Source organism: Chitinophaga tropicalis, from assembly GCF_009758205.1.
In the GTDB taxonomy this organism is placed as follows: domain Bacteria; phylum Bacteroidota; class Bacteroidia; order Chitinophagales; family Chitinophagaceae; genus Chitinophaga; species Chitinophaga tropicalis.
This window is the reverse complement of the sequence record NZ_WRXN01000007.1, coordinates 135,817-160,500: the sequence shown is the minus strand read 5'-3', so window position 1 is coordinate 160,500 and position 24,684 is coordinate 135,817. Positions and strand designations below refer to the sequence as shown.

General features: G+C 43.3%; 23 protein-coding genes. 8 read left to right on the top strand and 15 right to left on the bottom strand.

Annotated elements, in window-relative coordinates; all coding sequences use genetic code 11:
- Positions 1–2 precede the first annotated feature (2 nt).
- Positions 3–1,319: a RagB/SusD family nutrient uptake outer membrane protein gene (locus GO493_RS17285; protein ID WP_157307473.1), complete on the top strand. Its 1,317-nt coding sequence runs from the start codon at positions 3–5 to the stop codon at positions 1,317–1,319.
- A gap of 115 nt (positions 1,320–1,434) precedes the next feature.
- On the top strand, positions 1,435–2,169 hold the full coding sequence (locus GO493_RS17280; protein WP_157307472.1) for a LytR/AlgR family response regulator transcription factor: 735 nt from the start codon (positions 1,435–1,437) through the stop codon (positions 2,167–2,169).
- A gap of 11 nt (positions 2,170–2,180) precedes the next feature.
- Here GO493_RS17280 and GO493_RS17275 read toward each other — a convergent pair whose 3' ends face one another.
- Positions 2,181–2,834, bottom strand: a complete 654-nt coding sequence (locus GO493_RS17275; protein ID WP_394350739.1) for a DUF7003 family protein — start codon at positions 2,832–2,834, stop codon at positions 2,181–2,183.
- 163 nt (positions 2,835–2,997) lie between these two features.
- On the opposite strand from GO493_RS17275, the gene GO493_RS17270 reads away from it, so the two are divergent.
- The 5 genes from GO493_RS17270 (at position 2,998) to GO493_RS17250 (ending at position 6,696) form a co-directional block, all read left to right on the top strand.
- Positions 2,998–3,726 carry a helix-turn-helix domain-containing protein gene (locus GO493_RS17270; protein ID WP_157307470.1) on the top strand — a complete coding sequence of 243 codons (729 nt, stop codon included), beginning with the start codon at positions 2,998–3,000 and terminating at the stop codon, positions 3,724–3,726.
- 64 nt (positions 3,727–3,790) lie between these two features.
- The gene (locus tag GO493_RS17265) at positions 3,791–4,168 is read left to right on the top strand and encodes a VOC family protein (RefSeq protein ID WP_157307469.1); all 378 of its coding nucleotides are present in this window, start codon (positions 3,791–3,793) and stop codon (positions 4,166–4,168) included.
- Between the two features lie 146 nt (positions 4,169–4,314).
- Entirely contained in the window at positions 4,315–5,424 is a 1,110-nt protein-coding gene (locus tag GO493_RS17260; protein ID WP_157307468.1) for a sensor histidine kinase, read from the top strand.
- Positions 5,396–6,130, top strand: a complete 735-nt coding sequence (locus GO493_RS17255) for a LytR/AlgR family response regulator transcription factor (RefSeq protein ID WP_157307467.1) — start codon at positions 5,396–5,398, stop codon at positions 6,128–6,130. The genes GO493_RS17260 and GO493_RS17255 overlap by 29 nt, the downstream gene beginning before the upstream one ends.
- Positions 6,131–6,243: 113 nt before the next feature.
- The gene (locus tag GO493_RS17250; RefSeq protein WP_157307466.1) at positions 6,244–6,696 is read left to right on the top strand and encodes a LytR/AlgR family response regulator transcription factor; all 453 of its coding nucleotides are present in this window, start codon (positions 6,244–6,246) and stop codon (positions 6,694–6,696) included.
- A gap of 803 nt (positions 6,697–7,499) precedes the next feature.
- Here the strand turns inward: GO493_RS17250 and GO493_RS17245 are convergent.
- From GO493_RS17245 to GO493_RS17235, 3 genes are all read right to left on the bottom strand, one after another.
- On the bottom strand, positions 7,500–8,117 hold the full coding sequence (locus tag GO493_RS17245) for a Crp/Fnr family transcriptional regulator (RefSeq protein ID WP_157307465.1): 618 nt from the start codon (positions 8,115–8,117) through the stop codon (positions 7,500–7,502).
- 121 nt (positions 8,118–8,238) lie between these two features.
- Complete coding sequence (locus GO493_RS17240) at positions 8,239–9,150, bottom strand: helix-turn-helix domain-containing protein (protein WP_157307464.1); 912 nt, start codon at positions 9,148–9,150, stop codon at positions 8,239–8,241.
- Positions 9,151–9,200: 50 nt separating this feature from the next.
- Entirely contained in the window at positions 9,201–10,022 is an 822-nt protein-coding gene (locus GO493_RS17235) for an SDR family oxidoreductase (protein WP_157307463.1), read from the bottom strand.
- Between the two features lie 153 nt (positions 10,023–10,175).
- Between GO493_RS17235 and GO493_RS17230 the strand changes: the two genes are divergently transcribed.
- Positions 10,176–11,117: an AAA family ATPase gene (locus GO493_RS17230; RefSeq protein ID WP_157307462.1), complete on the top strand. Its 942-nt coding sequence runs from the start codon at positions 10,176–10,178 to the stop codon at positions 11,115–11,117.
- 1 nt (position 11,118) lies between these two features.
- On the opposite strand, the gene GO493_RS17225 is transcribed toward GO493_RS17230, so the two are convergent.
- The 11 genes from GO493_RS17225 to GO493_RS17175 all read right to left on the bottom strand — a co-directional run bounded on the left by GO493_RS17225 (position 11,119) and on the right by GO493_RS17175 (position 24,678).
- Positions 11,119–12,780 (bottom strand): TlpA family protein disulfide reductase, encoded by a 1,662-nt coding sequence (locus tag GO493_RS17225; protein WP_157307461.1) that lies wholly within the window; start codon positions 12,778–12,780, stop codon positions 11,119–11,121.
- 180 nt (positions 12,781–12,960) lie between these two features.
- Positions 12,961–14,118, bottom strand: a complete 1,158-nt coding sequence (locus GO493_RS17220) for a glycosyltransferase family 2 protein (RefSeq protein WP_157307460.1) — start codon at positions 14,116–14,118, stop codon at positions 12,961–12,963.
- Positions 14,100–15,515, bottom strand: coding sequence for a hypothetical protein (locus GO493_RS17215; protein ID WP_157307459.1), 1,416 nt, complete (start codon positions 15,513–15,515; stop codon positions 14,100–14,102). The genes GO493_RS17220 and GO493_RS17215 overlap by 19 nt, the downstream gene beginning before the upstream one ends.
- Positions 15,515–16,594 carry a hypothetical protein gene (locus tag GO493_RS17210; protein WP_157307458.1) on the bottom strand — a complete coding sequence of 360 codons (1,080 nt, stop codon included), beginning with the start codon at positions 16,592–16,594 and terminating at the stop codon, positions 15,515–15,517. The genes GO493_RS17215 and GO493_RS17210 overlap by 1 nt, the downstream gene beginning before the upstream one ends.
- Before the next feature lie 2 nt (positions 16,595–16,596).
- Entirely contained in the window at positions 16,597–19,431 is a 2,835-nt protein-coding gene (locus GO493_RS17205; RefSeq protein ID WP_157307457.1) for an outer membrane beta-barrel protein, read from the bottom strand.
- Between the two features lies 1 nt (position 19,432).
- Positions 19,433–20,662, bottom strand: a complete 1,230-nt coding sequence (locus tag GO493_RS17200; RefSeq protein WP_157307456.1) for a 6-bladed beta-propeller — start codon at positions 20,660–20,662, stop codon at positions 19,433–19,435.
- A complete protein-coding gene (locus tag GO493_RS17195; RefSeq protein WP_157307455.1) occupies positions 20,655–21,107 on the bottom strand; it encodes a hypothetical protein in 453 nt (150 codons plus the stop codon). Before GO493_RS17195 ends, GO493_RS17200 begins: the two co-directional genes overlap by 8 nt.
- A gap of 70 nt (positions 21,108–21,177) precedes the next feature.
- The gene (locus GO493_RS17190) at positions 21,178–22,344 is read right to left on the bottom strand and encodes a 6-bladed beta-propeller (RefSeq protein ID WP_157307454.1); all 1,167 of its coding nucleotides are present in this window, start codon (positions 22,342–22,344) and stop codon (positions 21,178–21,180) included.
- Between the two features lie 95 nt (positions 22,345–22,439).
- A complete protein-coding gene (locus GO493_RS30870; protein ID WP_198315744.1) occupies positions 22,440–22,949 on the bottom strand; it encodes a hypothetical protein in 510 nt (169 codons plus the stop codon).
- Between the two features lie 56 nt (positions 22,950–23,005).
- Positions 23,006–24,016 carry a signal peptidase I gene (lepB, locus tag GO493_RS17180; RefSeq protein WP_157307453.1) on the bottom strand — a complete coding sequence of 337 codons (1,011 nt, stop codon included), beginning with the start codon at positions 24,014–24,016 and terminating at the stop codon, positions 23,006–23,008.
- Positions 24,013–24,678, bottom strand: a complete 666-nt coding sequence (locus tag GO493_RS17175; protein ID WP_157307452.1) for a methyltransferase domain-containing protein — start codon at positions 24,676–24,678, stop codon at positions 24,013–24,015. Before GO493_RS17175 ends, lepB begins: the two co-directional genes overlap by 4 nt.
- Positions 24,679–24,684 lie beyond the last annotated feature (6 nt).

Sequence of the window (24,684 nt, the reverse complement as noted above, 5' to 3'; positions counted from 1 at the left end):
TTATGAACAAGATCATACAAATCATAGCAGCTTTTATACTCCTGACCGGCGTGACCAGCTGTAAAAAATACCTGGATATTGAACCGGTGGGCCGTGTTATCCCTAAAACGGCAGACGATTTCAGAGCCCTGCTCACCACCGCTTACAATAGCTTTCCTGCACATAAGTCACTGCTGGCTGTACGTACAGACGAACTGGTACTGGACGAATGGGCAACAGACTATCCGGCTCTGAAAGATATCTATAGCTGGAAAGACGGTAACCCCGACCCGGTTACTTTCCAGTTTCCCTATATAGGTTTTTACACAGTCATCTTTAATGCCAATCATGTAATTGCAGAAGTAGAGAATGAAGCAGGCAAAACAGATATAACAGCGCAGATCAAAGGAGAAGCTTACCTGCTGCGCGCCTATACCCATTTTGAACTGCTGAACCTCTATGCTAAGCCATACAATAAAGCAACAGCAGCTACTGACCGCGGAATTCCCTTATCATTGAAAATTGACCTGGAACAAAACTATGCGCCGGCAACTATTGAAGCTGTATACACACAGGTATTGGCAGATATCGACGCAGGCAGGCAGTTACTCAATACCGCCACCTTTGACGCTGGTAAGAACTACCGTTTCACCACCCGTGCCGCACTGGCGCTACTGGCAAGAGTAAGAGAGTTCAGAGGGGAATGGGCACAGGCGCAGGAAGCAGCTACACAGGCTCTTACGCTGAACAGCGAACTGGAGGACCTGAACACTTCCTCCCGCTTACCCAGTCACTATCTCTCTGTTGAAAACATTATGTCGATGGAGAAAGCCTTTGACCTTCGCAGCGCTGCTATGGTTTCAGAACACCTCCTGGGTATCTACGACCAGGAGAATGACCTCCGCTTCCCGCTTTATTTTAGTAAATCCGGTGGCGAGTATGTATCCCTGAAAGGTAACAGTGACGCACTGAAGATCTCCTTCCGTAACGGAGAGCTTTATCTTATACAGGCAGAAGCTGCGCTTCAGACTGACGATATTGCTCTTGCCCGGCAAAGCCTCCTGGCCCTCAAGGCCAAACGCCTGAAACCTGCACTGTATCAGGCTGAGGCTACAAGAATAAATACAATGGCTAAAGCTCCACTGCTGGAAGAAATATATGCAGAGCGTGAAAGAGAGCTTGCATTGGAAGGCCATCGCTGGTATGACCTGCGCCGTTATGGGCAGCCCTCCATCACCCACAGTAATAGCAGTGAAACCTTCATCTTACAGCAAAACGATCCCAGGTATACGATCCGTTTCCCTAAAGACGCTATTGCCAATAATCCTAATCTGCTGTAGCAACTCCTTCCGCCAACATAAGGTAACAGACGCTAAAAACTCCGGCCGGTAATTTACCGGCCGGAGTTTTATATTTGTATGTCAGGCATTCATAAAAACTTAACCTACCTGGTGAATGAAGGTATTAATTATTGAAGACGAAGAGCTGGCATCCACTAACCTGCAAAACATGCTGCGCCGTATAGATCCGCAGATAGAGATCACCGCCAGCCTGGAAACTGTAGCGGCTTCAGTCAGCTGGCTGAGACAGCATCAGCCGGATCTTATTTTCATGGATATACATCTGGGCGATGGCGAAAGCTTTGGTATCTTCCGTGAGGTGAATGTTAAATGTCCCGTTATATTCACTACTGCTTATGACCAGTATACACTTCAGGCGTTTAAGCACCAGGGCATTGACTACCTGCTGAAACCTTTCGATGAAACAGATGTAAGGGCTGCCCTGAACAAACTGTCTGCCCTCCGGCAAACCAATGCTCCTGCTACACCTCCTGTTGCAGGAAGGCTACGTAACCGCTTTATGGTTAAAATAGGGAACCTGATCAGGACCATCCAAATGGAGGAAGTGGCCTATTTTATGGCGTCAGACAAATACCTGTTTATGATTACCAGAGACCAGCAACGTTATATTATTGAAGAAACTATCGGTAGCCTGGAGCCACAGCTTCCACCGGAAAACTTTTTCCGCATCAACCGCAAGTTCATTATCAGTATAACTGCTATTAAAGAAATGCACAGGCTTCCCAGGAATCGCGTTCGCATCACATTAAATCCTACACCTGCAGAAACGGGCGATATAGTAGTGAGTGAAGAAAGAGCAGAAGAGTTTAAGCAGTGGCTGAATTTGTAACAAAATAGCTGCTACAGGCGCCCTCCTTCCGGCCAGTTCTTCCAGTGATTATTCGGGGCCTCTGTTGGTTGATATAACGTCTTATCTCCCTTTTCCAGCACTTTTGCAATCATCTGGAAAGTCTCAACTACAGAAGGCTTTTCACCTGCTGCCAGATCATTATGGAACCATTCATCCAATCTTAAAATAAGTGGCAGGTCCTTAGGAATTCTGACCCTTATTTCTTCTTCCAATGCAAGAAAAGAATCCCTGTAGTCTGTATTAATTGCACGAACAAACTCCCATATATGAATAGAAGGAGCTTCTTTCAGTTCAATGCCACGGGATGTATAAAAATCAGGATCATGAGAAACCGGGATTTTCTCTCCGTTCAATAACATTGATTTGATGGCAGGATTGAGATATTTGCTGCGGTATTCAGGGCCAAAAGTCTCACCATCTTCGCTGTTATCTGTTGCAAACAGGAAGTTGAAGTTTTGCACACCAGGTTCAAAAGGAAGGCAATTGCCGAAAAAATAAAGACAGTTCTCAATCCCATTATGCCCACCTGCACGGTAATTGTAACCAACCACCTCAATAAGTAAAACCCATCTTGTATTGTCCCCATAAGCCGATAACCGTGAGTCTACCAGGTAAACATATCCATTATCCAGCATAGGAAAAATAAATTCATCTGCAGGCGCAGTTATCCATTTAACAAAGCAGGAAGCTGTAAAGCTGGCTAAACATTGGGGTATGTCTTACGATTCATTATTGGTAAAGCCCGGTAAATGACTTCTTACGGTTGTAAAATCTGTTTATATTTGAATCATACCAGGCAACAAAAACATGAGTTATAAGCAATTTAAACCTCATCCGGTCTTAGTTGACTATATCGATGCTTTCTGGGTAGTTGAAGAGCAACAGTTTAGTAAAACAACTATACTGCCTGATAACTGTGTTGACCTGATCTTCAATCTGGGTGATGACTGTAAAACAGAGCAGGGCGTCTTAACCATGCAATCTGGAAGATCTTACCTGGTCGGAACAATGACGGCTTCCAGCCAGTCATTTTTACATTCAGATAATAAGCTGATAGGTGTCCGCTTTAAGCCGGCAGCTTTCTCATCATTTTATAGCTTTACTTCACTTAAGGAAGTAACTGACAGGGCCATTGAGTTTGAACAATCTCTTGCACCTGATCTGCTTAGGATAGAACAGCATTCCTTTTCCTATCTCAATAAATTTTTTCTGGACAGACTGACTCACCCTAAACACAATCTTTCGGCAGTCATAAAAGATATTCAGACTGTAAACGGACAGGTCAGCATCGACAGCCTGGCTAAAAGCAATCATATTACAACAAGGCAACTGGAAAGGAACTTTCAGCGGCATATAGGCATCAGTCCAAAGGAGTTTGCAAATATTACCCGTTTCAGGCATGCTCTCTCAAAGATAAAAAATAACATGGCAGAGGATAGCTTGTTATCTATTGCCTTTGACTGTGGATATTACGACCATGCTCACCTGACCAACGAAATAAAGCGATATACCGGGCTTACCCCATCTCTGCTTTAAATGTCGTTTTTTTCCAAAGAGACTTCCACCAAGCCCCTTAACTTTGCCTGTAAATTCTAAAATAATGAAGAATAAGATCCTGGGGCTCAGAACAACAATATATAAGGTGGGTGATATCAATAAGGCCAAAGAATGGTATGCCAAAGCATTCGGCGCCCAACCTTACTTTGACGAACCATTTTATGTAGGGTTCGAAATCGGCGGATATGAACTGGGGCTTCAGCCTGAAGAAAAGCCAGCAAAGAACAAAGCAGAAAGCGTTGTTACCTATTGGGGTGTTGACGATGTCAATGCAGAATTCAACAGGTTTATAGCACAGGGCGCATCAGCATTTGAGCAACCCGAAGAAGTTGGTGGTGGAATTATTGTTGCTACCCTCAAAGACCCCTGGGGCAATATAATAGGTTTGATTTATAACCCGCATTTCAAAATTACTTCCTGATAAGTTCACGCACATAATCCTTCACTTCAACCACCCTCTTCTGCATTTCAGCCGGAACGAGGCTGGTTGACCTGTCGGACTGCGTAATTTTGGTAAATGCCAGCACTCCGATTTTGCCGTATATTGGGCTGGTATCATAACTTGTCATGAGCAATTATGCGGAAAATAGAGAAGTAAACAAACCGGCCAAAGGCCTGGTATCAGGCGTATCCTGGCAGGAGATCGTGGCTTTCCTGTCACTTTTTGTGATCATGAGCCTGCTGTATGGAATGCCAAGGTTCATCCGCGGTGATGTTCCTCCTTTATACCTCAGAGAAACAGCTGTAGATTGCCTGTTTATGTTCATATCGTGCATACCACCCTGGTGGCTGCACTTCCGGAAGCTGGCACACTGGCCGCTGAAGAAACTCTTCTGGCTTCATCTGCCCACGTCAATGATATATTATGCCTCCTGGCTGCTGCTTTATGATATCTATAACCCGCTTACAGGAAAACCTGTTATCACTTTCACGCAGGTGTTGCTGAATGCAGGGCCTAACCTGCTCTTTTACGTACAGATATTCAGCTTCCTGCATATTTACCATTTTTTCAGGGAAAGAGAACAGCAACTGAAAAAGGAAAAGGAATTATCTTCTCTGGCCTATAACAGCGAGATCAATGCCCTGAAAGCCCAGATCCAGCCGCACTTCCTGTTCAATACCCTGAACTCCATCAGTGCCAGCGTACCACCTGAACAGGAAACTACGAGAGAGCTGATCGCCAAGCTGGCAGACACTTTCCGTTATGCATTATATGTTTCTCAACACGAATGGGTACCCCTTTATGAGGAAGCAGCTTTTATCAATACTATCCTGGAACTGGAGAACAGGCGGTTTGGAAAACGCCTGCAATTTGAGATAGGCTCCCTTAAAGAGACCGGTAATGTCATTGTACCTTCCATGTTGCTGCAACCATTAGTGGAGAACGCCATCAGGCATGGCATAGCGCCAAGTTTACACGGAGGAAAGATCGAAGTTGACTTTGAGCGTGTGGATAATAAATTAAAGATAACAGTGAGCGATACAGGTATAGGATATCCGGGTAACTTACCTGAAATACTCTCCGCAAAAGGAGTAGGACTACGTAACGCCCGTCAGCGGCTGGAACTGTTGTTCAATGAAACACTTTATATTGAAAGAAATCACCCCGGTGGGATGATATTTTATTTTTACATTCCTATACAATATCATGTCGGTAACAACAGTCATAATAATTGATGATGAAGAAGCTTCCCGCGGACTGATCCGCCAGTACCTCCAGGCTCACCCGGGAATGGATATCCTGAGTGAATGCGAGAACGGTATTGAAGCAGTACAGGCTATCAATGAACAGAAACCCGATCTGGTCTTCCTGGATGTGCAGATGCCCGGCCTTAACGGCTTTGAAGTACTACAGGAAATAACACATATTCCGCTCATCATTTTTACTACCGCGTTTGACCGTTTTGCCATCAAGGCTTTTGAGATCAATGCGGTGGACTATCTCCTGAAGCCATATACCCGCCAGCGTTTTGAAGTATCAATAGAACGGACCCGGCAACGCACAGACCAGCATGGACTGTATTCCCTGGCTGCAAATATCCCCCTGCAGCAAGGCACTTATCCGCCAAGGATATTCGTAGAAACCCCGGGCAGGCTCAGAAGCCTTGACGTGCAGGATATCCTGTATCTCAAAGCAGAAAAGGATTATACCCGTATTCATATAGCCGGACAATCATACCTGGGCTCTCAGGGCATCAGTGTGCTGGAAAAACGGCTGGACCCGCAACGCTTCCTGCGCGTGCACAGATCATATATTGTGAATATCTTTCACATAAAAGAAGTGTACCGTGATATCTCTAAAACTTTCCTTGTGCTGAATGACCAGACAGAGATAGTTGTAGGAAGAAGCTACCTGGAAAACCTCAAAAAACTGATCTATTAAACTTTTCATCGGCCCTAAATGCATTTTGTAGCCCGCTGTTGCATTTTGTCGGAAACCCTGTTAACCTCTCTGATAGCTGCTATACCTTTGCTGCATCATCATTTCCAACGGCAATGAAAATATTTTTTGAAGAAAGCGAAGCGGTGGCAGCCAGTAAGATAAAAGAACTTATTTCAGCGATCAACCCCGGCGTGGAAGTGGTGAAGATAACGTTGCAAGACCGCATTCCTGTACAGCGCTATCTTGTACGCAAAGGAACCAGGTTGTTCCCCGTATCAGTAAATGACATAGCCTATTTCTACGTCAAAGACCGCTTTTCCTGCATCAGAACAATTGACGGTACTGAGCATATTATCGGGAAAAGCCTGGACGATATTGAGCTTGAAGTTGACAGCACTGTTTTTTTCAGGGCCAACCGGCAGTTCATTGTTAACTACTCCAGCATCCGCCAGGTACATGCCTGCTTTAATGGGAAATTAAAAGTGTGGCTCAGCCCCGGTATAGCAGAAGATGTTATTGTAAGTCGCCTGAAAGCAGCCGAATTCCGGAAATGGTTGGGAGAATGATCACGTTAACCATGCAGTTTGATAATTAATAATTGTTTGTCACCCCCAAAAACCTACGCTCATGGCAGGTTAAAGCCAGCACCCCCGGTTAGTTAACCCCGCCGGGTTTTCAATACACCAAAAGCCGTTGTAAGACGGCTTTTGGTGCTACACCGCCACCCTCCGGTACCAATAACATCACTTTGATCTGGTCTGCAAAAGAATAATTAAAAAAACAGGCTGTATCATACTTTATACAGCCTGTTCCAATGAAAAAAGTTGCTGTCGTATAACAGTAAAAGTTAGATTGGAATAGCCATAGAAAAACAGTGCCTGTGAATGCAGGACAAATAGTTTGCTCAGCGGGGAACGGGTACCGTAGGAGGTGGGTTGAAGCGGTCATGTCTGTCTGGTACCCTGTTCCCGTTTGAGCAGTGGTTAAATGGTTAACTGGTTATGCTAATAGTGAACCAGTATGAAAAGTACAGTCAACTTTTCATTTGGATATTCATAGGTATAGGTATGCTTACATACTATAAAAGTAAATTGGTTTCAAATGTGAAGTAGTCCATTCTAAAAAGCAGCTACAGTCTGTTGCAGTAAGGTATATTTCTACTGCTATTGTGATGGAAAATTAGAAAGAATTAATGAGACATGATCAACCGAAAAAAGTTGTCCTTAATGGCTTTTTTGCAGCCGTATATCTGGTAGATAATCTGTAATCCAGTAACAGAAAGGATTTGAAGGGATTTTTATATTTATGGATGACACCGCAGGTAAGGCTGTTTTTTTGACATATATCAATAAAAATTTATCTCTGCTGGTCAGACAGATCTCTTCCGGGGAGAACTTTTGCCTCTTACTCGGCTTAATGTTTCTATGGTTATGCCCAGGAAAGAAGCTACATAAGTAACCTTTACCCGGTTGGCAAGATGGGGGTAAGAGTCCAGGAAAAGCGCATATTTTTTCTCTGCATCGTGTAGCCGCGTAATATATGCCCTGTTTTCAGCAGAGGTATAATGAAACTCCGTTATTTTCCGGCCAATAATATTAAATGAAGGATACCTCTGATATATTTTATTCAGATCAGAATAACTAATAGCCACCAGTTCACAATCTTCAACAGCCTGGATATTTTCTACAGTCTCTGCCTGTAGTAAAAAGCTGCGGATGCCGGCTGCCATCTCATTTTCCATGGCAAACCATGTAGTGATCTCTTTATTTCCTTCCAGGATAAAGCCCCTTAACAACCCTTTTTTGATGAAATAAATATCACGGCTTATCTCCCCACTCTGTAACAAATATTTGCCCTTGGGGATATTAATACTATAAGCACTTTTCAACAAATTCTGTTCAATTCCTTTACCTACAGGATGAAATGTATTCAGCATTTGCAGCACGGGTATTAACTCCTCTTTTGCTGCTGGTTTTTTGGTGTTCATTCAATCGAAAGTAACACATTTGCTGAATGTTTTTATATCGGATTTTTTTATGTTGAAAAGCAATGTGTTATAATGACACTTAAAAAAAACAGGCTGTATCAGTATATGATACAGCCTGCTTCTAATTCAAATGTCTGAACCCGCTGGGTGGTTTTCCCGTTTTCGCTTTAAAAAGCTTGGTGAAATGAGAAGGATGTTCAAATCCCAGCTCATATGCTATTTCGCTGATAGATTTTTCTGTACTCCACAACAGGGATTTAGCTTTTTCAATCAGCTCAAGGTGAATGTGTTCCTGTGTGGTTTTTCCCGTAAATCGCTGTAACAGATCAGATAAATATCCTGCTGATAAATTGAGCCGTGAAGCAAAATAGGAGACTGCTGGTAAGCCGGCTTCTACCAGGTCCGGCCGGCTGAAATATTCCTTTAACAATCTCTCAAATTGCTGTACTACATCTGCATTTACCCTGGATCGGGTATAGAACTGCCGGTCATAAAAGCGGTTGCAATAGTTTAACAGCAGCTCTATATTGCTGACAATCACACTTTGTGTATGCTTGTCTATATGCTGATTGTATTCCCTTACAATCTTATCGACACAGTCTTTTATAACCTGCTTTTCTTCTTCAGATACATGCAGCGCTTCATTAACCTCATACTGGAAAAAAGAATATTCATGCATCCTTCTGCCAGGACCAGTGCCATGCAGGAGATCAGGATGAATGAATAATACCCAGCCTTCATCTATAGTCACATCAGCCCCGGGGCCTATTACCTGCCCGGGGGCAGTGAACAGCAGAGAACCTTCTTTAAAATCATACCGGCTTTTGCCATAATGCAGCAATCCTTTAAACTTTTTACAGGAAATGGTGTAAAAGCCAAACCGGTAAAGTGCCACTTCCCTGGGGCATCGTGCATAAAACTCAGCCTGGTCAATTAAACTGACCAACGGATGCCGTGGCGGGGGGCACTGCAACAGGTCATAAAGGTCGCTGATAGACTCCAGGTCAATATATGATGGGACTGATCTTTTCATGGCTGTAACGAAATTAACGAAATCCGGAAAACTGGCCCGCAAGGTCTTATCTATGCAAGATTAAGCCCCACATAACCGGCCATCATGGCCTTAAATGAAGCATCATCCATTTGTGACCTTACCTTAAACAGCTCAATTGCATCCTGGCCAACGGGATAACGAAGCTGCTCTGTTCCGTCGGTCGCTGCCTGGTAAATCACCTCCGCCACTTCATAGGTGTTTTCAGACATGGGCCATTCATCTACCTTGCTTATGAACCGGGTAAAAGGTTCCTGGTAACCTTCCACATTGCCTGTACCATAGTAATTCATGGACCGTCCGGCAAAATCGGTTTTATAACCACCCGGTTCTACCAGCTTCAGCCGGATACCTAAGGGGTTAAGCTCATACTGTAATGATTCTGTCAGGCCTTCTACGGCAAACTTGGTGGCATGGTACAGCGAAGAAAAAGGAAAGGTAAACCTGCCGCCAATTGAGGAAATATTGATAATTGTACCCTCTTTACGTGCCCGCATCGCAGGTAACACAGCCTTTGTAACATCAATAAGCCCAAACAGGTTTACATCAAACTGCTGACGGATATCCTGATCCGTTGCCGCTTCCAACGCACCTGCTGCACCAAATCCTGCGTTATTGACCAGCACATCAATATGGCCAAACTGCTTTATTGCCGTTGCTACAGCTGCTTTAATGCTTTCTTTATCCGTCACATCAAGCCGGGTCACAAGCACATTGCTTAGTGAAGAGAACGAAGTTGCCGCCTCCGGAGTTCGTAACGTAGCTACAACATTCCAGCCCTTTTCATGAAATAACTCTACTGCAGCTTTTCCAAAACCGGAAGAAGCACCGGTGATCAATACTGTCTTTTTCATTTTTATTTGTATAAATTGTTTATACAAAAGTCTTACGAAGCAGCTGCCCCGGCTTATACTTTTCACGGAAAGACTTATATATTTCCCGCCACTTCTGACGTTTAATTGCTATTTTCATGATTCCGGTTCTGCCGTATATAATTCTTAGTTGTCATGAGAAAGACAGTGATCTGCTTATTCATTATTCCCATCGGCCTCATTTCCTGCAATACTGCCAGGCCCATTCAATCAGGTCGCGCCGGCCAGGACTATTGTTCTCCCACAGCCGCAAACATTTCCTCCATACCGGTTGACTTTGAAGACCTTGGAGAAACAGGCTATTCACAGGACAGTATTTTTAATAAACGCCTGGGATTGCACGAATACCTGGTGGCAAATGCTACCGGAACACGGCGTCAGATAGATCAGCTGCTAACCCTCGCATCTGATTCTACCATGACAGCCAGGATATTACGGTTAGAGAAGAAAAGTGAAATTCAGCAGCGGATCTCCCGTTTTCGTACTGAACTGGATGGTCTTTCCGCTGAACTGGATTGCCAGGGGGAAAGGGCAGATCAACTGGGTAACTATCTCGAAAAGCTGGATGAGAAACGTACCAGGAACCTGACAATTGCATCAGTCATTGCAGGATCCGTTACAACTGTTATAACTGTAATACTGACAAATGACGACGCACAGAATGCTGCCGGTATATCCGGCGGGTTATTATCAGCCGGGCTAAGCGCTATGACCATTAATCCGAAAGGCAAAAAGATGGTATTCACGCATGACCGGAATTTGCTGCATGATGTATGGTATGCTCCCGGCAAGTCCTCAGTATACCCGGCGGCTGTCTGGTACATCCTCTCTCATAAAGGTTTTAGTAACACTGAAGGAAGTACGCTTATCGAAAGCATAAAAGGACGATGGAAAACATTTGAAATTGACAGTACAGACAAAAGTGAGATAGACCTGCTGTTCAATAAAGGAGGACTGTATACAGCTGAAATGCTGCATAAAAGAGCCAGTATGTTAAACCAGCTGCAGTCTACCGTAAGGGCCATCAACCAGGATCTCGACACCTTTATGGACCGGCTGTTCCAGGTTTTATTGTAATTTAATTACCTCCCAGTAAAGCGTTGATCCTGCTCTTCAGTTCCAGCCCCATGCCTGGTCGTGGTGCATCTTCCTCTGCTACCTTACCTTCTTTGTCAATAAGTACATAACGGGGAATAGCTGAGAAATTGAATTTATTCGATAACAGTACAGATTCGTTTTTATCCGCATAATAGTGTTCCCCTTCCAGCTGTTTTTCTTTTATCGTCTTTTCCCATGACTGTTTGTTACATTCCACCCCTATGTAAAGGAATACCACTTCCTTACCTTTTAACTCTCCCGCCAGCACTTTAGAAGCCGGCATTTCACTCATACAGGGACCACACCAGGGCGCCCAGAAATCAATATATACTACCTTCCCTCTGTAAGGAGATATAAGCTTCTGATAAAGCTGTTCCTGCTGTAGATCAAGCTCATTGACAAGCTGGTTACCCGATGCTTTACCGGCCAGCTTATCCTTAAGGGTTTCATTATCCTGTTTTATCAGCGTATAGATCTCCCGGCTAACAATATGACGCCCCATTTGCTGCAGGTTTTGCGGACTGAGCGGGTTCTTATGTTGGTTAAGATAATTGCAGATTATCCTGGCTTGCATAACATCTTCTCCAATACCAGGCAATACTTGCCGGGCTACAGCATCTGAAAGGTTCAAAGTATTTTTAAAATTCATGTATTCAGCCTGATAACGGGAATAGAGTTGGGCCGCCAATTCTCTTTGCGCCGGTGTACGGTTGTTATCAGGCGTTTGAAGCGCTTTAGCGTCTTCCGGAGTAAGCCTGTTCTCCATTCTGAGATAAGCAGACAACTGCCCATCACCGGTAATTACTGGCGTATACGGCAATTCATTCATCCACATATTCAGATATTCATTTAAAAAAAGAGCATACTTCCCTGTTACAAGTGCCTTCCTGTTATTAACAGGTATCCTGTTAACGAAATTAAGATAGTCTTTTGTAAGACGTTCCCTCTTCCCCTGGTCGTGTAGCCAGCTATACCTTAACAGATCTTCAGCTGCCGAATAGCAGATATGCTGAAATATAAAATTGCGGAACGCACTGCTGGTATTTTGTTTCCTGTTAAAGACAGCCAGGGTGTCCAGCATTACTTTCATCATTGCAAGACGGTAAGACTTATATTTTTTTTGATCCAGGGAACTGATCATCTTTTTATGCTCATCATAAGGCTTTATAATTTCTAATTTCGGCCAGAAAATATTGTAGTCCCTGTTAAACTTTGAATAACTACCTGCAAACCGTAGCGGGGCGGCATACGTTAGCCTGACTTCAGGTGGCAGCTTCCTCCGTGCTTTTAATGCTGCCAGGTCCAGGAATATATTAGTAGTACCTCCGGGTATAGCATACATCATCACCAGGTCACCTTCAAACATAAGCATGATTTCCTGCGGAGATATAAGAGGAAAAGTAACACTAAACTTCCCGTTTTTGTCTATTTCACCTATCACCGTCTCTGTTATGCCATTGTACAAATGAAAGTAGAGCAGCTTAATATATCTGAAAGAATCCACAGCAGTATCGTATCCCTCAAAGAGCCCGTTAATGGTGGTTCTTTGAGGTGTTAACCCGGAAGCGGTCCGCAGCTGCGCTGACAACAGGAACGGAAAGATAACTAACAGGATGATAGGCAGTTTTTTCATAACACCCATAAAATACGCTTTTTTAAATTCTTAGTCGGCCGCGGGCCAAAAAAGCACCCTCAAAAAACCGCTTTTACCGAAGGTAAAAGCGATTTTTTGAGCAGTTTCTTCGTATTGAGTATGATATAAAGCCCCAAACTGATGCACCGCCATAAGACCAGGAACCTCCCTTTCTCCTCTTAACATATGTCAGTCCTCAGTATGTTTGTTTTTCCATATATCCAGTATACTGGCAAAGAAACTGCTTAGTATGACCTGTGTGCCCAGTATCAATGTCATTATCGAGGGTATAATAATTCTGAGCATAGAAGATGGTTGTAAATTCCCGAATGATTTATGTGTCCATATCTGAAAACTGCAAAGCGTAAGTATGATACCTGTCAGAAAAAGTGTTACACCTATTATTAAACCACGTTCAAGTGTAAAGAATCTGTTGAAGGCAGGTAACCAGGATGGCTTCTTCACCAACCCCATGTGTGAGGCAAATAACTGCGAGCAGTAATAAAATGTAAGCATCTGCATACCTGTCAGTACAAAGAAAGCTGCATACAACATCGTATGTATATCAAAAGTTACCTTGCCAATAGTAATAGGCGCCGGCAATAATGCGCCCACAATTCCCAGCCCGCCAATAATCAGTGCCAGACCGGGATATAAGAACAACCAGTTATGACTATACAGCAGCAGAAAACGCAGATGCCTCCATCCATCACGCCAGGTACGGAGATGAGGCGCTCGTGTACGGCCATCAGGATAAAGCTTTACCGGGATCTCCGCTATGCGCAGTTTCCGGAATGAAGATTTAATGATCATCTCACTGGCAAATTCCATTCCTGTAGTTGTAAAATCTATAGCCTTCATAGCCTGGGTATTGAATCCCCTGAAACCGCAGTGAAAATCCCGGATAGGTAATCTGAAGAATAATCTGCCAAGGAATGATAATACCGGGTTACCAAGGTAACGGTGTAACAACGGCATTGCATTCTTCTCAATACCACCGTTAAACCGGTTACCCATCACCAGGTCATACCCTTCCCTTAGTTTTACAACAAATGGATAAATATCCTCGAAGTTGTAACTATCATCGGCATCGGCCATAATGACAAACTTTCCACGGGCATTGGCAATACCATACCGCAGGGCGCTTCCATATCCTTTTTCTTCTGTTATCACAACCCTTGCTCCCATACTTTCTGCAATCAATATAGATTCGTCGGTACTGCCATTATCTGAAATAAGTATTTCAGCATCCAGGTTGAATGCCTTAATAGATCTTTTGGCCTTTCTTATACATGTGCCAATTGTTTCCAATTCATTCAGGCAAGGCATTAAAATTGTGAGTTCCATATCTTTCTGGGATTTAAAAGAATTTGCTTAATCAGTTTTAAAGAGAGCCGGAATCTATACCATCTGCTTTCTGCTGCATACATGAACAGGGGAAGTGGCAGCAACCATATAACACGGGTCTGGTAACGGGGAAAAACACCGGAAAAAATACTGCAGATAGCCGCATTTACAAGAAGACATATAAGTATGAACAAAATAAACAGACGATACTTTGAAGGGTAGCGGCGCCGCCAAAGCATTACGGTGTAGCAATACAAACACCATCCCACTACAATGTTCTGTGCAAAGTTGATAAAACCGGTTTTTAATGTATTATTATTCTCCCTGGCATTTTCCAGGCCTTCTGTTTCGCTTAAAGGGTAATTCAGTTCAATAGCATTTTTTATCCGGTCTCCCGGCGGAGAAATGTCTACAATATCATAATTACATAGCTGTTTCAGTGTGTATATCACAGATTGCCCTAATACCATTTTGGCGTACCGTGGCTTCTGCACAATATCTTTTACAAGTTCTCCGAATTCTTTTTCATTCTCCGTCCATCCTCCCAGCTTCCCGATAGGACCCTCATAATTCCAGAGAAAATTATTGGGCAGAGAGTCCTTATAGGCGCAAATACGGTACTCCTTCGTGGCACAGTTCTCATCCAGGTATATGTCAACCACTCCCATCTCTATAAGGTTGCTCATAAAAAACACAGACCCGCCGCGGGAACTTTCAAACTGACCGGTAAACAGGTAATGTATGCCTCCCGTTCCTGCAACGCCTCCTATTATCAATAGTACTGTATAAAGCAATCTTTTATACCGGAAACCAATTTCTGTATACATCCGCTTGATGGATGGTATCAGAAACCCGCACATAATAACTGCACAAACACAAAAGCAGATATACATGTGAGAATTATGGGTGCCAATACTGAATATCATCAGGAGAGAAACTATCACAAGATCCCTGGTTTTCATATTACCGGAAAACATCAGTAAGCCCATTAACAGCAGGCAAAGCGGCGTAAATATATCCGGCATAAGCCAGCTTACTTCAAATGAAGCGCTTGTTACCAGGGAGATTAACAGTACAAAAACATAGTACCAGGTAAGATAACTTGCCCCACCCACAAAGTACCTGAAATAGTAGTAAAGCACAAGCGCCGTGATAAGCCCCTGGGCAAGCACCACTCCCCAGAGTGAATTGCAAAAGCTGAGGGCAAGAATAAACAAACCGTATAATATCGGCCTGTCAGCCGCTACAATGCCATACATCCCATTCTCTATATATACACCGCTATCATTATTAAAAACAAGTGGATAACGATTGTAAAAGGCAAGGAAGCATAAGGTGACGGCCGCCGCCAGTATGCTCAGCACATGTATCAGTACTCTTATATAATATCGTTTCATTAGCTTTCAGAAGATTGTACGTGATAGTTATTTTTGCCTGATAGGTATGCTGTGGCACAGATCCATACCGGCAAGGTTAGTATCCAGGCAACCTGGCCTGTTACGGGGTTAGTACTCTTATATAGTATTGCGGAAATGACAATCTGTATTGTAATACCACCTGCCAGGTACAAGGCCGGCCACAGGTAACGTGTACGCCGGTGACGGACAATAAAGAACACCAGGTATATGAGGCCCGCAACGGTCGTGGCAATGATCGCATAGTTAAGGTAATCATAGTATAACCAGTTTTGATACTGCCGGCTTATAAGATACTCTCTGCCCTCCCAGTTGAACCAATTGTTAACAGCATTGAGAGAAGCTGAACCTGGACCATAAGGTACGCTGCCAACACCGATGTGATAGAAGGGCTGTGGTGTTTTATGACTTATAACTGCCATCTCCCCGGTAGAGGGCTTTAGTAACCGGTTACCGGCAAGGGAAAGTAACCATCCAATGCCTGCTACCGCTATCATATTCCTATACCGGGGCCAGAACTGCCTGCGTTCCCGTAAAAGAACTACCAGGCCAGGTAAGGTAACAATAGAGAGATACAGAAGATTGGCTTTGTCCATCAGTGCACACAACACCCCAATGAACAGTAATATCCAGCGGTCCCTGCGTGAAAGATCAGGTACAATAAACAGCAGACCAGATGTAAGTATAGTTACAGAAGTAAATATTCCCGGATCAATGCTGCTGGCAGTAACCGATGCCACTGTAGTATATGCTAAAAAAAGAGCATATGCTGTAAAACAATGCCAGCTGTATTTTACGCCGGGGAAATAACGGAAAATGTAATAGAGCACTATCGATAAAATAAATGACTGTGAAAGGATCACAAACCATATAGAGCGGCCCCAGCTGGAATGCGCTATAAACAACCCGTAAAAAGACCCGTTGTAAGGGACCAGGTCGTGATTAAAGCCGGTGTTTATGTATACACCGGAATCACCCGTGAGTAGCGGAAATTTATTATGTAACCCGGCAAAGCATAGTATCAGGGATACCAGGAAAACCAGAAAAATATTTTTTCCCATCTTTAATTTTTAAGCAATTCATTAAAAGTACCTACCGGTTTTTTTACTCTTTTCCCGAACTTCCTGGGGAAATAGGAAACCGTGAGCATAAAATATTGTTGCAATACATTAACAGTACCGGTAGTAATGGCGTTATAATTTCCAATATTCAACACGCTATTGTTCTGATGCAGCAGATCCATTGCGGTAAATTTGACTTCACCCTGATTCCCTTCCAGTAACCGCCATGCAAGTGAAGCATTCCATATCCGGAAGTTCCTGGCAGGTAAATAAGTAGATGTAGTATGATTAAAAGTGATATTGGAACTTAATGTCAACCTTGCCGGAAGATTTATACTTGAGCTCAGCGTTGTTTTATACACAACGTTTTTCATGGAGCCGCCGGCTCCTGACTGCCCGGAGCTTACAACATTCACCGCTTCCGCAATATTGAATGCAAAAAGATCTTTACAGGTATACAATACGTTTACACTACCTTGCCCGAAAAGACTGCTGGTCTGGATCAGCACGGCATTAATATAACGGGGACGTTCGTTTAGCATGGCAGATGCTTTACCAACAATCTGGAACTGATGACCATCAAGCTTTACCGCCCGGTAAAAATTCCCGTCTATGCGAAGGAACCTGGCGCCACTCCTGTTAATTGTATAAGATACTGTCCGGCCGGATGGCTGGTAAAACGAACTATCTGTAAAGGCATTGTTTACAGTGCCTGCGCTTATATCCAGTGAATAATTGTCAAATAGTTTATTGGTACGGAAACTGAAGAAAAATATAGAGAGAGACAATTGATTACTAACCTCCGGACTGAGAGCGCTGTTTCCCATACGCTGGTAATAAACATTGGAACTGTCTATAAGTGGTACCAGCTGGCCCGCTGTAGGATAATCAGCTCTTTTGCTATACTTTAATGTATAAGACGTACGGTGATCGCTTATTTGCTCGTTTTCAAACAGCAGGCTTGCAGAAGGCAGAAAAACAGTGTAAGTACGGCTGAAATTCTGATAGGACTTTACAGCTACATTTTTCTGACTGAAAAATTGCTCCTGCCCCGTAAGTGTAATCCACCATACTTTCCGGTAACGGTTAGTAAATGTTTTCGCAAAACGCCGGTTCAGGGAGATCCCCGGTTTCTCGTCTATATTGGAGGTCCGCATCTCATTAGTAAGATAATTGTTAGCTGCATAAGAATGTTGTAACGTATCCAGGTCACCTACTATATTGTTTTCTTTCCTGACATCCCACTTAAATTCATTGATCAGGTTAAGTCCTGTTCCCCGGAACTTATTATCTCCCCAGAGTGCTTTGGATAGGGCATATCTGGCATTTAATTCGTTGCTGGTCAGGGACGACCGGTTATTATATTGCCGGTTAAAAAACGCCTGCAATTCCTGGTCCGAAAGTGAATGGAATTCAGTTTTATTCAGCTGCCGGTCATGAGTACGGTTTAACGTAAGAATATAATCTAGCTTCAGCATCGTGTTTATATTATTCAGCCCTGCCTTGATGATGATATCCCTGGAATTGCGGTCCTGACGGAATACACTGTTGTTTATACTTCGTTGTATTCCCTTTTCATTAGTCACTTCTCCTGCCTGTTCGGAAAGGCTGATCATGTCATTCAGCGCTATCTGATGTGATAAATAATACTCTCCGGTTTCATTTTTGACGCCGTAGTTTGCATTAAAGATCTGATTACGGTTGGTTCCCTGCATAGTATTACGGGAAATATTCAACAGTGCACTATCTCCGTTTAAGGTTGTTCTGATAACAGTATTCTTAAGTACCTCGCTTTGTTGGTTGGTCAGGAAATAGTTCCCATCTATGCGGTTGTTTTTCATCGGCCCCGGATCAGGTATAAAGTCATGTTGAAAGGTCAGGCCGGCAGAGGTGGTTTTATGTAATCCTTCCATATCAAAATTCGGCTGATACTCTATGTTAATTCCAACTCCTTTAAATGAACTGTTCCGCATCAGGGTGGTTACATCCGGAGCAGTTACATTGATATTGTTCAATGCACCTGCAATGCTGAGCTGGCTGCGCGGAGTAAAGCCGCTTAGCATTGCGTCTGCAGTATATCTGTTACCTGTGCCATATCCGGCGCCGATCTTACCAAAATATCCACTGTTCTTATCTTTTTTTAATTTGATATTTACGCTCATTACAGAATCCTGCTCACTTCGCTGGTTATCCCTGTCTGTATATACCTGTACCTTATCCACTGCATTTTTCGGGAGATTTTGAGTAGCAATAGTCCCATCCCTTCCAAAAAATGGCTTACCGTCTACCAGTACATTGTTTACGGTCTTTCCAAAAACCGTAATTTTCCCATCTCCCCATACAGTTACACCCGGTAGCCGTTTCAGAAGATCTTCCACCACCGCATTCTTATCCATGCTGAATGCATCTGCATTAAACTCAAGGGTATCCCCGTTCATTTGCACCGGCGGCCGTTCTGGTGCTACAGTAAATTCTTTCAGGCTGATATCACTACGTACCATACCAATGCGTCCTAGATCATACTTCTGCTGAGGTGCCAATGTGAAGTGCCTGATATACCGCCGGTACCCCATAAAACTGATTACCAGCTCCAATGGAACTGACACTGGTAGTAAATCAAACCGGAAACTCCCGTTAGTGGCAGATAACTGGAAAATAACCAGGGATGAATCCTTCACCTTGTAAATAGAAACTGTTCCGGAGGCTAATCCTTTCCCGCTGACAGAATCTGTCAGAATACCTTCTGCCACGCCGGATTTAACAGGATTACCCTGCTGCCCCCTGGCACAGGGAACTACAGCAAACAGCGTCAATAGCACAAGGAGAAAGGACCTCATACTAAAATTCTTTTTTAGGCTTTAATGCCACAATTACCGGGTTGTCAAGCCGTGAACCCTTTTTGAAAAAGTTCCTCAGGCTTTCAGGATACGAAACAGTATGTAACGACTTATCTTTTAGCTTGAGTAAATTAGCTGCCGATATGCTCGTATATATATATTGGTTATCGCTTGTCAGAAAATTTCTGTTATAAAACTCATCACCCTCATGAAGATCGGTCACAGGCAAAAAATAACTTATCTCATCTTCCGTTATACCACCTACAGATACTAACGTACCGGATTTAATATGATACATATAGGAGTCTCCATTACCAAGCGAGTTCTCCCAGGAGTTTAGCTTAAAGAATAGAACATTTCCTGACCGGTAAGGAAATGAGATCCCGTATACACCGGCTTTGTTTGCTGCAAAGTAAGCCCTCCGGTTCCCTTTTTGAAGAGTTGAGGTTGTGAAAAAAGTGTCTGGTAGTGTATTGGCAAGAGGAAGTATAAAACTGAATTCCCTTGTAACTCCGGCGGGTGTTATGCTGTATATATTGTAATCATAAGGACGGCAATAGAGAATAGTTGTGTCATTTCCGCCCTCATAAAATACATAGTGATTATCTGTTACCCAGTCACCGGTTTCGATAGGTGACGTTTTACTGTTGTAAGGTAAAAATTCCGCATATCTTTTTCCATTTTCTGTCAGAGATACTTCGTTTACTATTGTATCCCTGAATACACTTTCTTTCACCCCATAATAAGCATACACTGTCCGGTTATCCGGAAAGAAGTAAGGATTTCCCGGAAACGCTCCGCGCACTTCCCGTTTTTTTACCCCATCAAATCCATAGCTGTTAAGCATACTTCCCCTTAAGGTGATGATTTCATTCTCCTGCTTATTTACCAGGAACCCCGGACTGTCATAAGTACCTATTGGAAACTTCTTCTGAAACTTCCCGGCTTTGCTGAAAAGGAGGATCGAATGAGTGTCCTTGTCATAAATAATAAAGTTGTCAGCTGTAATGAATAATTTGTATATATACCCGAATACGCTCTCTTTTGTTGTCTCCAGGGGAATATAAGTTACTTCATCCAGCACTTCCGATGCCGGAACTGAAAGCGCATAAGCCGGATCTATCCGTATTTCTTTCGCTGATGGGGGTTGTGCGCGTACACAGACATTCACGATAAGGAACGCGATTATATGGAGTATAATCCCTGCTTCAAAACGATTGATATTAAACATTTGACCTTATTATTTTTAGATAATTTGCTACTTTATCAAAGTACAGATCAGACAGCTCCGGATGATCATTGTCATGAGTGAACTTCAGGATCGCATTTCCGTGTATGTTGATGAAGAAGAACGGGGTGGCTGATTCAAAGAACCTGTCTTCTTTTTCGAAGTATAATTCATAACCTGGTTCTTTCAGATAAGGTGGCAGGTTATTCCTGTATTTCTCATCTACCACTATACACAGGTCTTCCTTACTGAACTTCGCCCGGGCAAACTCCAGGGTTTTATCGTTGCACTCATCACAGCCAGACAAATTCAGGTAGATACATAGTTTCAGTTCTCCTGGTTTAAGACCGGAAACATTAAGTCCCATTAGTTGGTTGATGACCACATGATAGTAGCGTTCTTTTTCCTTTAAACCGGTGCTCTGTTCACTCGCTCCGGCACGCGCCATCTTCAGTATAGCTATAAGCAGGATGTTAATTATCAGAAGGCATACTATGACGGAACTATAAAAGGCCCTGCTAGAAAATATTTTCTTCATCATTAATAAGTAATAAGGGATTAGAGTCTGGCTTTACCTGTGTATGGTACCTCCTGTTAAATGTTTCCAGCTGATGCTCGTTGAGTAAAGCAGGGATGACCGTATAGTATATCTTTTTGTCCTGGATGGCAACCGGTATGCTCAGAAGACCGGGATTGAAAGCTGTATCAGGATAGTTGCCTGATTTATAGCGTAGACTGTCCATGAAGCACACCAGGGTTTGCTGTTTCTGAGAAGCGATCCTGTACGGAGAGCAGCCGAAATAAATAAGTTGGTCCCCCAGTTGGAATTTGTACTTGAGCCCATTGTACTTAATATCCTGTTCATATAACAGGGATTGAAATTCCTTATTATTGGATATGTTGGATAAATATTCATAAGGCAGTTGCGCTGCACCGAAGTCGAACCGTAGATAAGGATAGGCTTTTTCTCCCTCAATTCTGTACAGAACATCGCTAAACCCATATTTAAAGAAAAGTTCACCCTTGGAATTAGTCAGGAAATTATCATTACCGTCAGTACGGTCATAGAAGTTCATAGCCTTGCAGAACCCTGCCTTGATTTTCCTGAGATCGTGGGAAACCAGCAGCAGATTGTATCTGTTAACGTCCATGCTATAAAACCGGCGCGGCTTGTTTTCTTCAAAACAACCATATATCCAATAGCCTTCCTTTGCTTTATAGAATGAAAGAAAGTAAAACTGCGATCTCCTTTCTGAAAGCTTCTTTCCCGTTATTTCATATTCGACCATCATTCGTTTGGCAATGTAGTATACTTCAATATGGTCTGTTTCAGGATAGTATACCATATCGGTAATGGCGCCATAAGGGTTTTGCTCCTTTTTGCTATCACCGATCTGACGCAGGAAACGGCCGGACTTATCATAGATGTAAATGACATTCCTGACCTTGTCAAAAATTACATAATGCGACTTTCCGGCATATAGCTTTGAAATGCTGCCTATAATTGCACCCGGTATCTGTCCCAGGCATACTATTGAAGAGGTGCCTTTTATGTTTATGTTGTTAACACTATCAGTCGTTGCCCCGATATTTATTTTCGGGACCTTAGAGAGATCTGCGGGAGATTCATGCTGCCGGCACCCTGCAATGATCAGGAAGGCAGACAACCAGAATAGATTTTTCATAATGAATAATTATATAGCGATTTCAGGTTACGATGGGATTGGAAGTATAGTGGATACCTGTCGATACCCACTATAATGATTTGTTGACACATGTTTTAAAGAGAAGGGAAGTCGCACCTTGAGGTGCCGCCTTCCACACAACGGGGAACGTTGGGGGTGGTGGTGGTTACAGTAATTGTCCGTGTTAAAGATCCATTCCCGTCTGGTTTAGAGCTGCCCACTGTAACTCCCGTTCCCAGGATAGTGGCACTCAGGCTCCAAGTAAGTCCACCATCCTTTGAAACATCGGTATACGTAGTTCCTGCGGTTATGGTAGTTGATACCTGGTACCAGTTTGCTCCTGTGCCCCATGGATTGCCACTGCCCCATGATGAAGGAACACTGCTGCTGGTACTACTGCTGCTACTGCTACTACTGCTGCTGCTACTTGTACTACTACTGCTGCTACTACTACTGCTACTGCTGCTACTCTGGGCGTACACCTTATGTATAGCGCTAAACTGGAAATTGGAGGTTGTTCCTGTGTTCAGCACAGTCTCTATATTGAGGAACAGAGCCACCAAAACGAAGAGGGCAAAACAAATTTTTAGAGTTATTTTTTTCATTCGTTTAGATTAATTAAGTGATGAAATTTATTTGTTGTCAACAAATCCAATGATTATTAACGCTTCTTTTTCCACACTATTCCATCTTCCACGCCAACTATTGAGTGCTCCGGTACAAATCCCCAATAACGCGAATCAATGGAATGATACCGGTTGTCGCCCAGCACAAAGAAGTAGTCCATTTTAAAACAGTATACGTTGGTTTGCACTCCATTGATGTAAAGACTACCATCCCGCATCTCTAATTTATTTCCCTCATACATTTCAATAGCGCTCCTGTATATGTCAAGTGCCCTTTCATCAAGCCTGATCGTCATATTCTTTTTAGGAACTATCAATGGCCCGTAGTTCTCCCGGCTGAAACGATAAAAACGTGAGCCCGGGAACAGTGAAGGGCCGGCAGCATCCGGGCCATAATCGTCTTTAAACAGGGTATCTGTCAATAAACATTTCCGGAAACCGGCGGCCTCCACATCGGTCATTGACAGATGATAATACTGTTGCCAGCGCCATAAAACATCATCTTCTGTGAGCCCATAAGCAGATAAAGTATCTTCAGATATAAACCCGGCCCTCGATTTAACACAGTAGGAATACACCACGGTAGAGGGGTCCTGCTGTATCATCCTGTTGGCATAACGGTTATTGTGTCTTATTGCAACCGTATCCCCGGGTAAACCAACACATCGTTTTACTACCGGCAGCCCGGATTGGGGATGGTCAAAAACAATGACATCATTTCTTTTTATTTTCGAAAATGCCGGCAACCTGCGGTATTCCCAATGTTCCTTTTCTACCCGGAAACGGAATCCGGGAATATAGGAAAAGGCAGAGAGCAATGGTATTTCACGGAGGCTCATCGGCATCCTGGCGCCATACTTCAGTTTGTTTACCACTATAATATCTCCGGTAAATAATTCCCTTTCCATACTGGAGGAATCAACTTTATAGATATCAAGTACAAAAACACGAAGCAGTGCTATCAGCAGGAAAGCGATGAGAGGCCACAGGGTCATTCTTAATATCCTTTTCGCCCATGCAGGTTTGGTCATACAAGCCTTCTTCATTTTGATTTTAAGACCGCTGTAAAATGCCAGTCAGATTTCAGGATAGCATTTAGTACGGGAAGATGCTGGTACAGGTCCATGCCAATTTCCATATCCACTACTTCAAGCCCCGTACGCTGGCATAATTCAGCAAACGACTTCCTGGTAAAGTATTTACCCGGCACCTTTACGTCATATGCCCAGTTACCAAAAATGTCCATAGCTTTTAGCATTGTGTTGGAATAGAAACCATACTCAAAATGGTCCTTTATTACAATATACCTGGACACACGCTTTGCTTCCTGCAGCAGGGCTGGTATGTCTTCTGCATGATGAAGCACGTCCGCAAGTAAGGATATATCAAAATGCTTGTCTCCGTAGGGTATATTCCTTCCATTGAAGAATTCATATCTGTCCCATTGTCCACCCTCTCCCCGGGCAGGATGTATATCAAGGCATCGCCAGTTCCAATGTGGCTTAATGCTATCAATGATGCTCACCAGCTTCATATCGCCGCTGCCAATATCCACACACCTGTTGTGCTCCGGGAGGAGGTTGAGGTTATCTAATTTCTTAACAAGATGATGAGCAATAATATGTACCCGGTTATGATGTGAAAGTTTATGATGATATTTTATCAGCTGGCGTTTTAAAACACCTTTGCTGGCTGGTATGTTGATCATATGTGT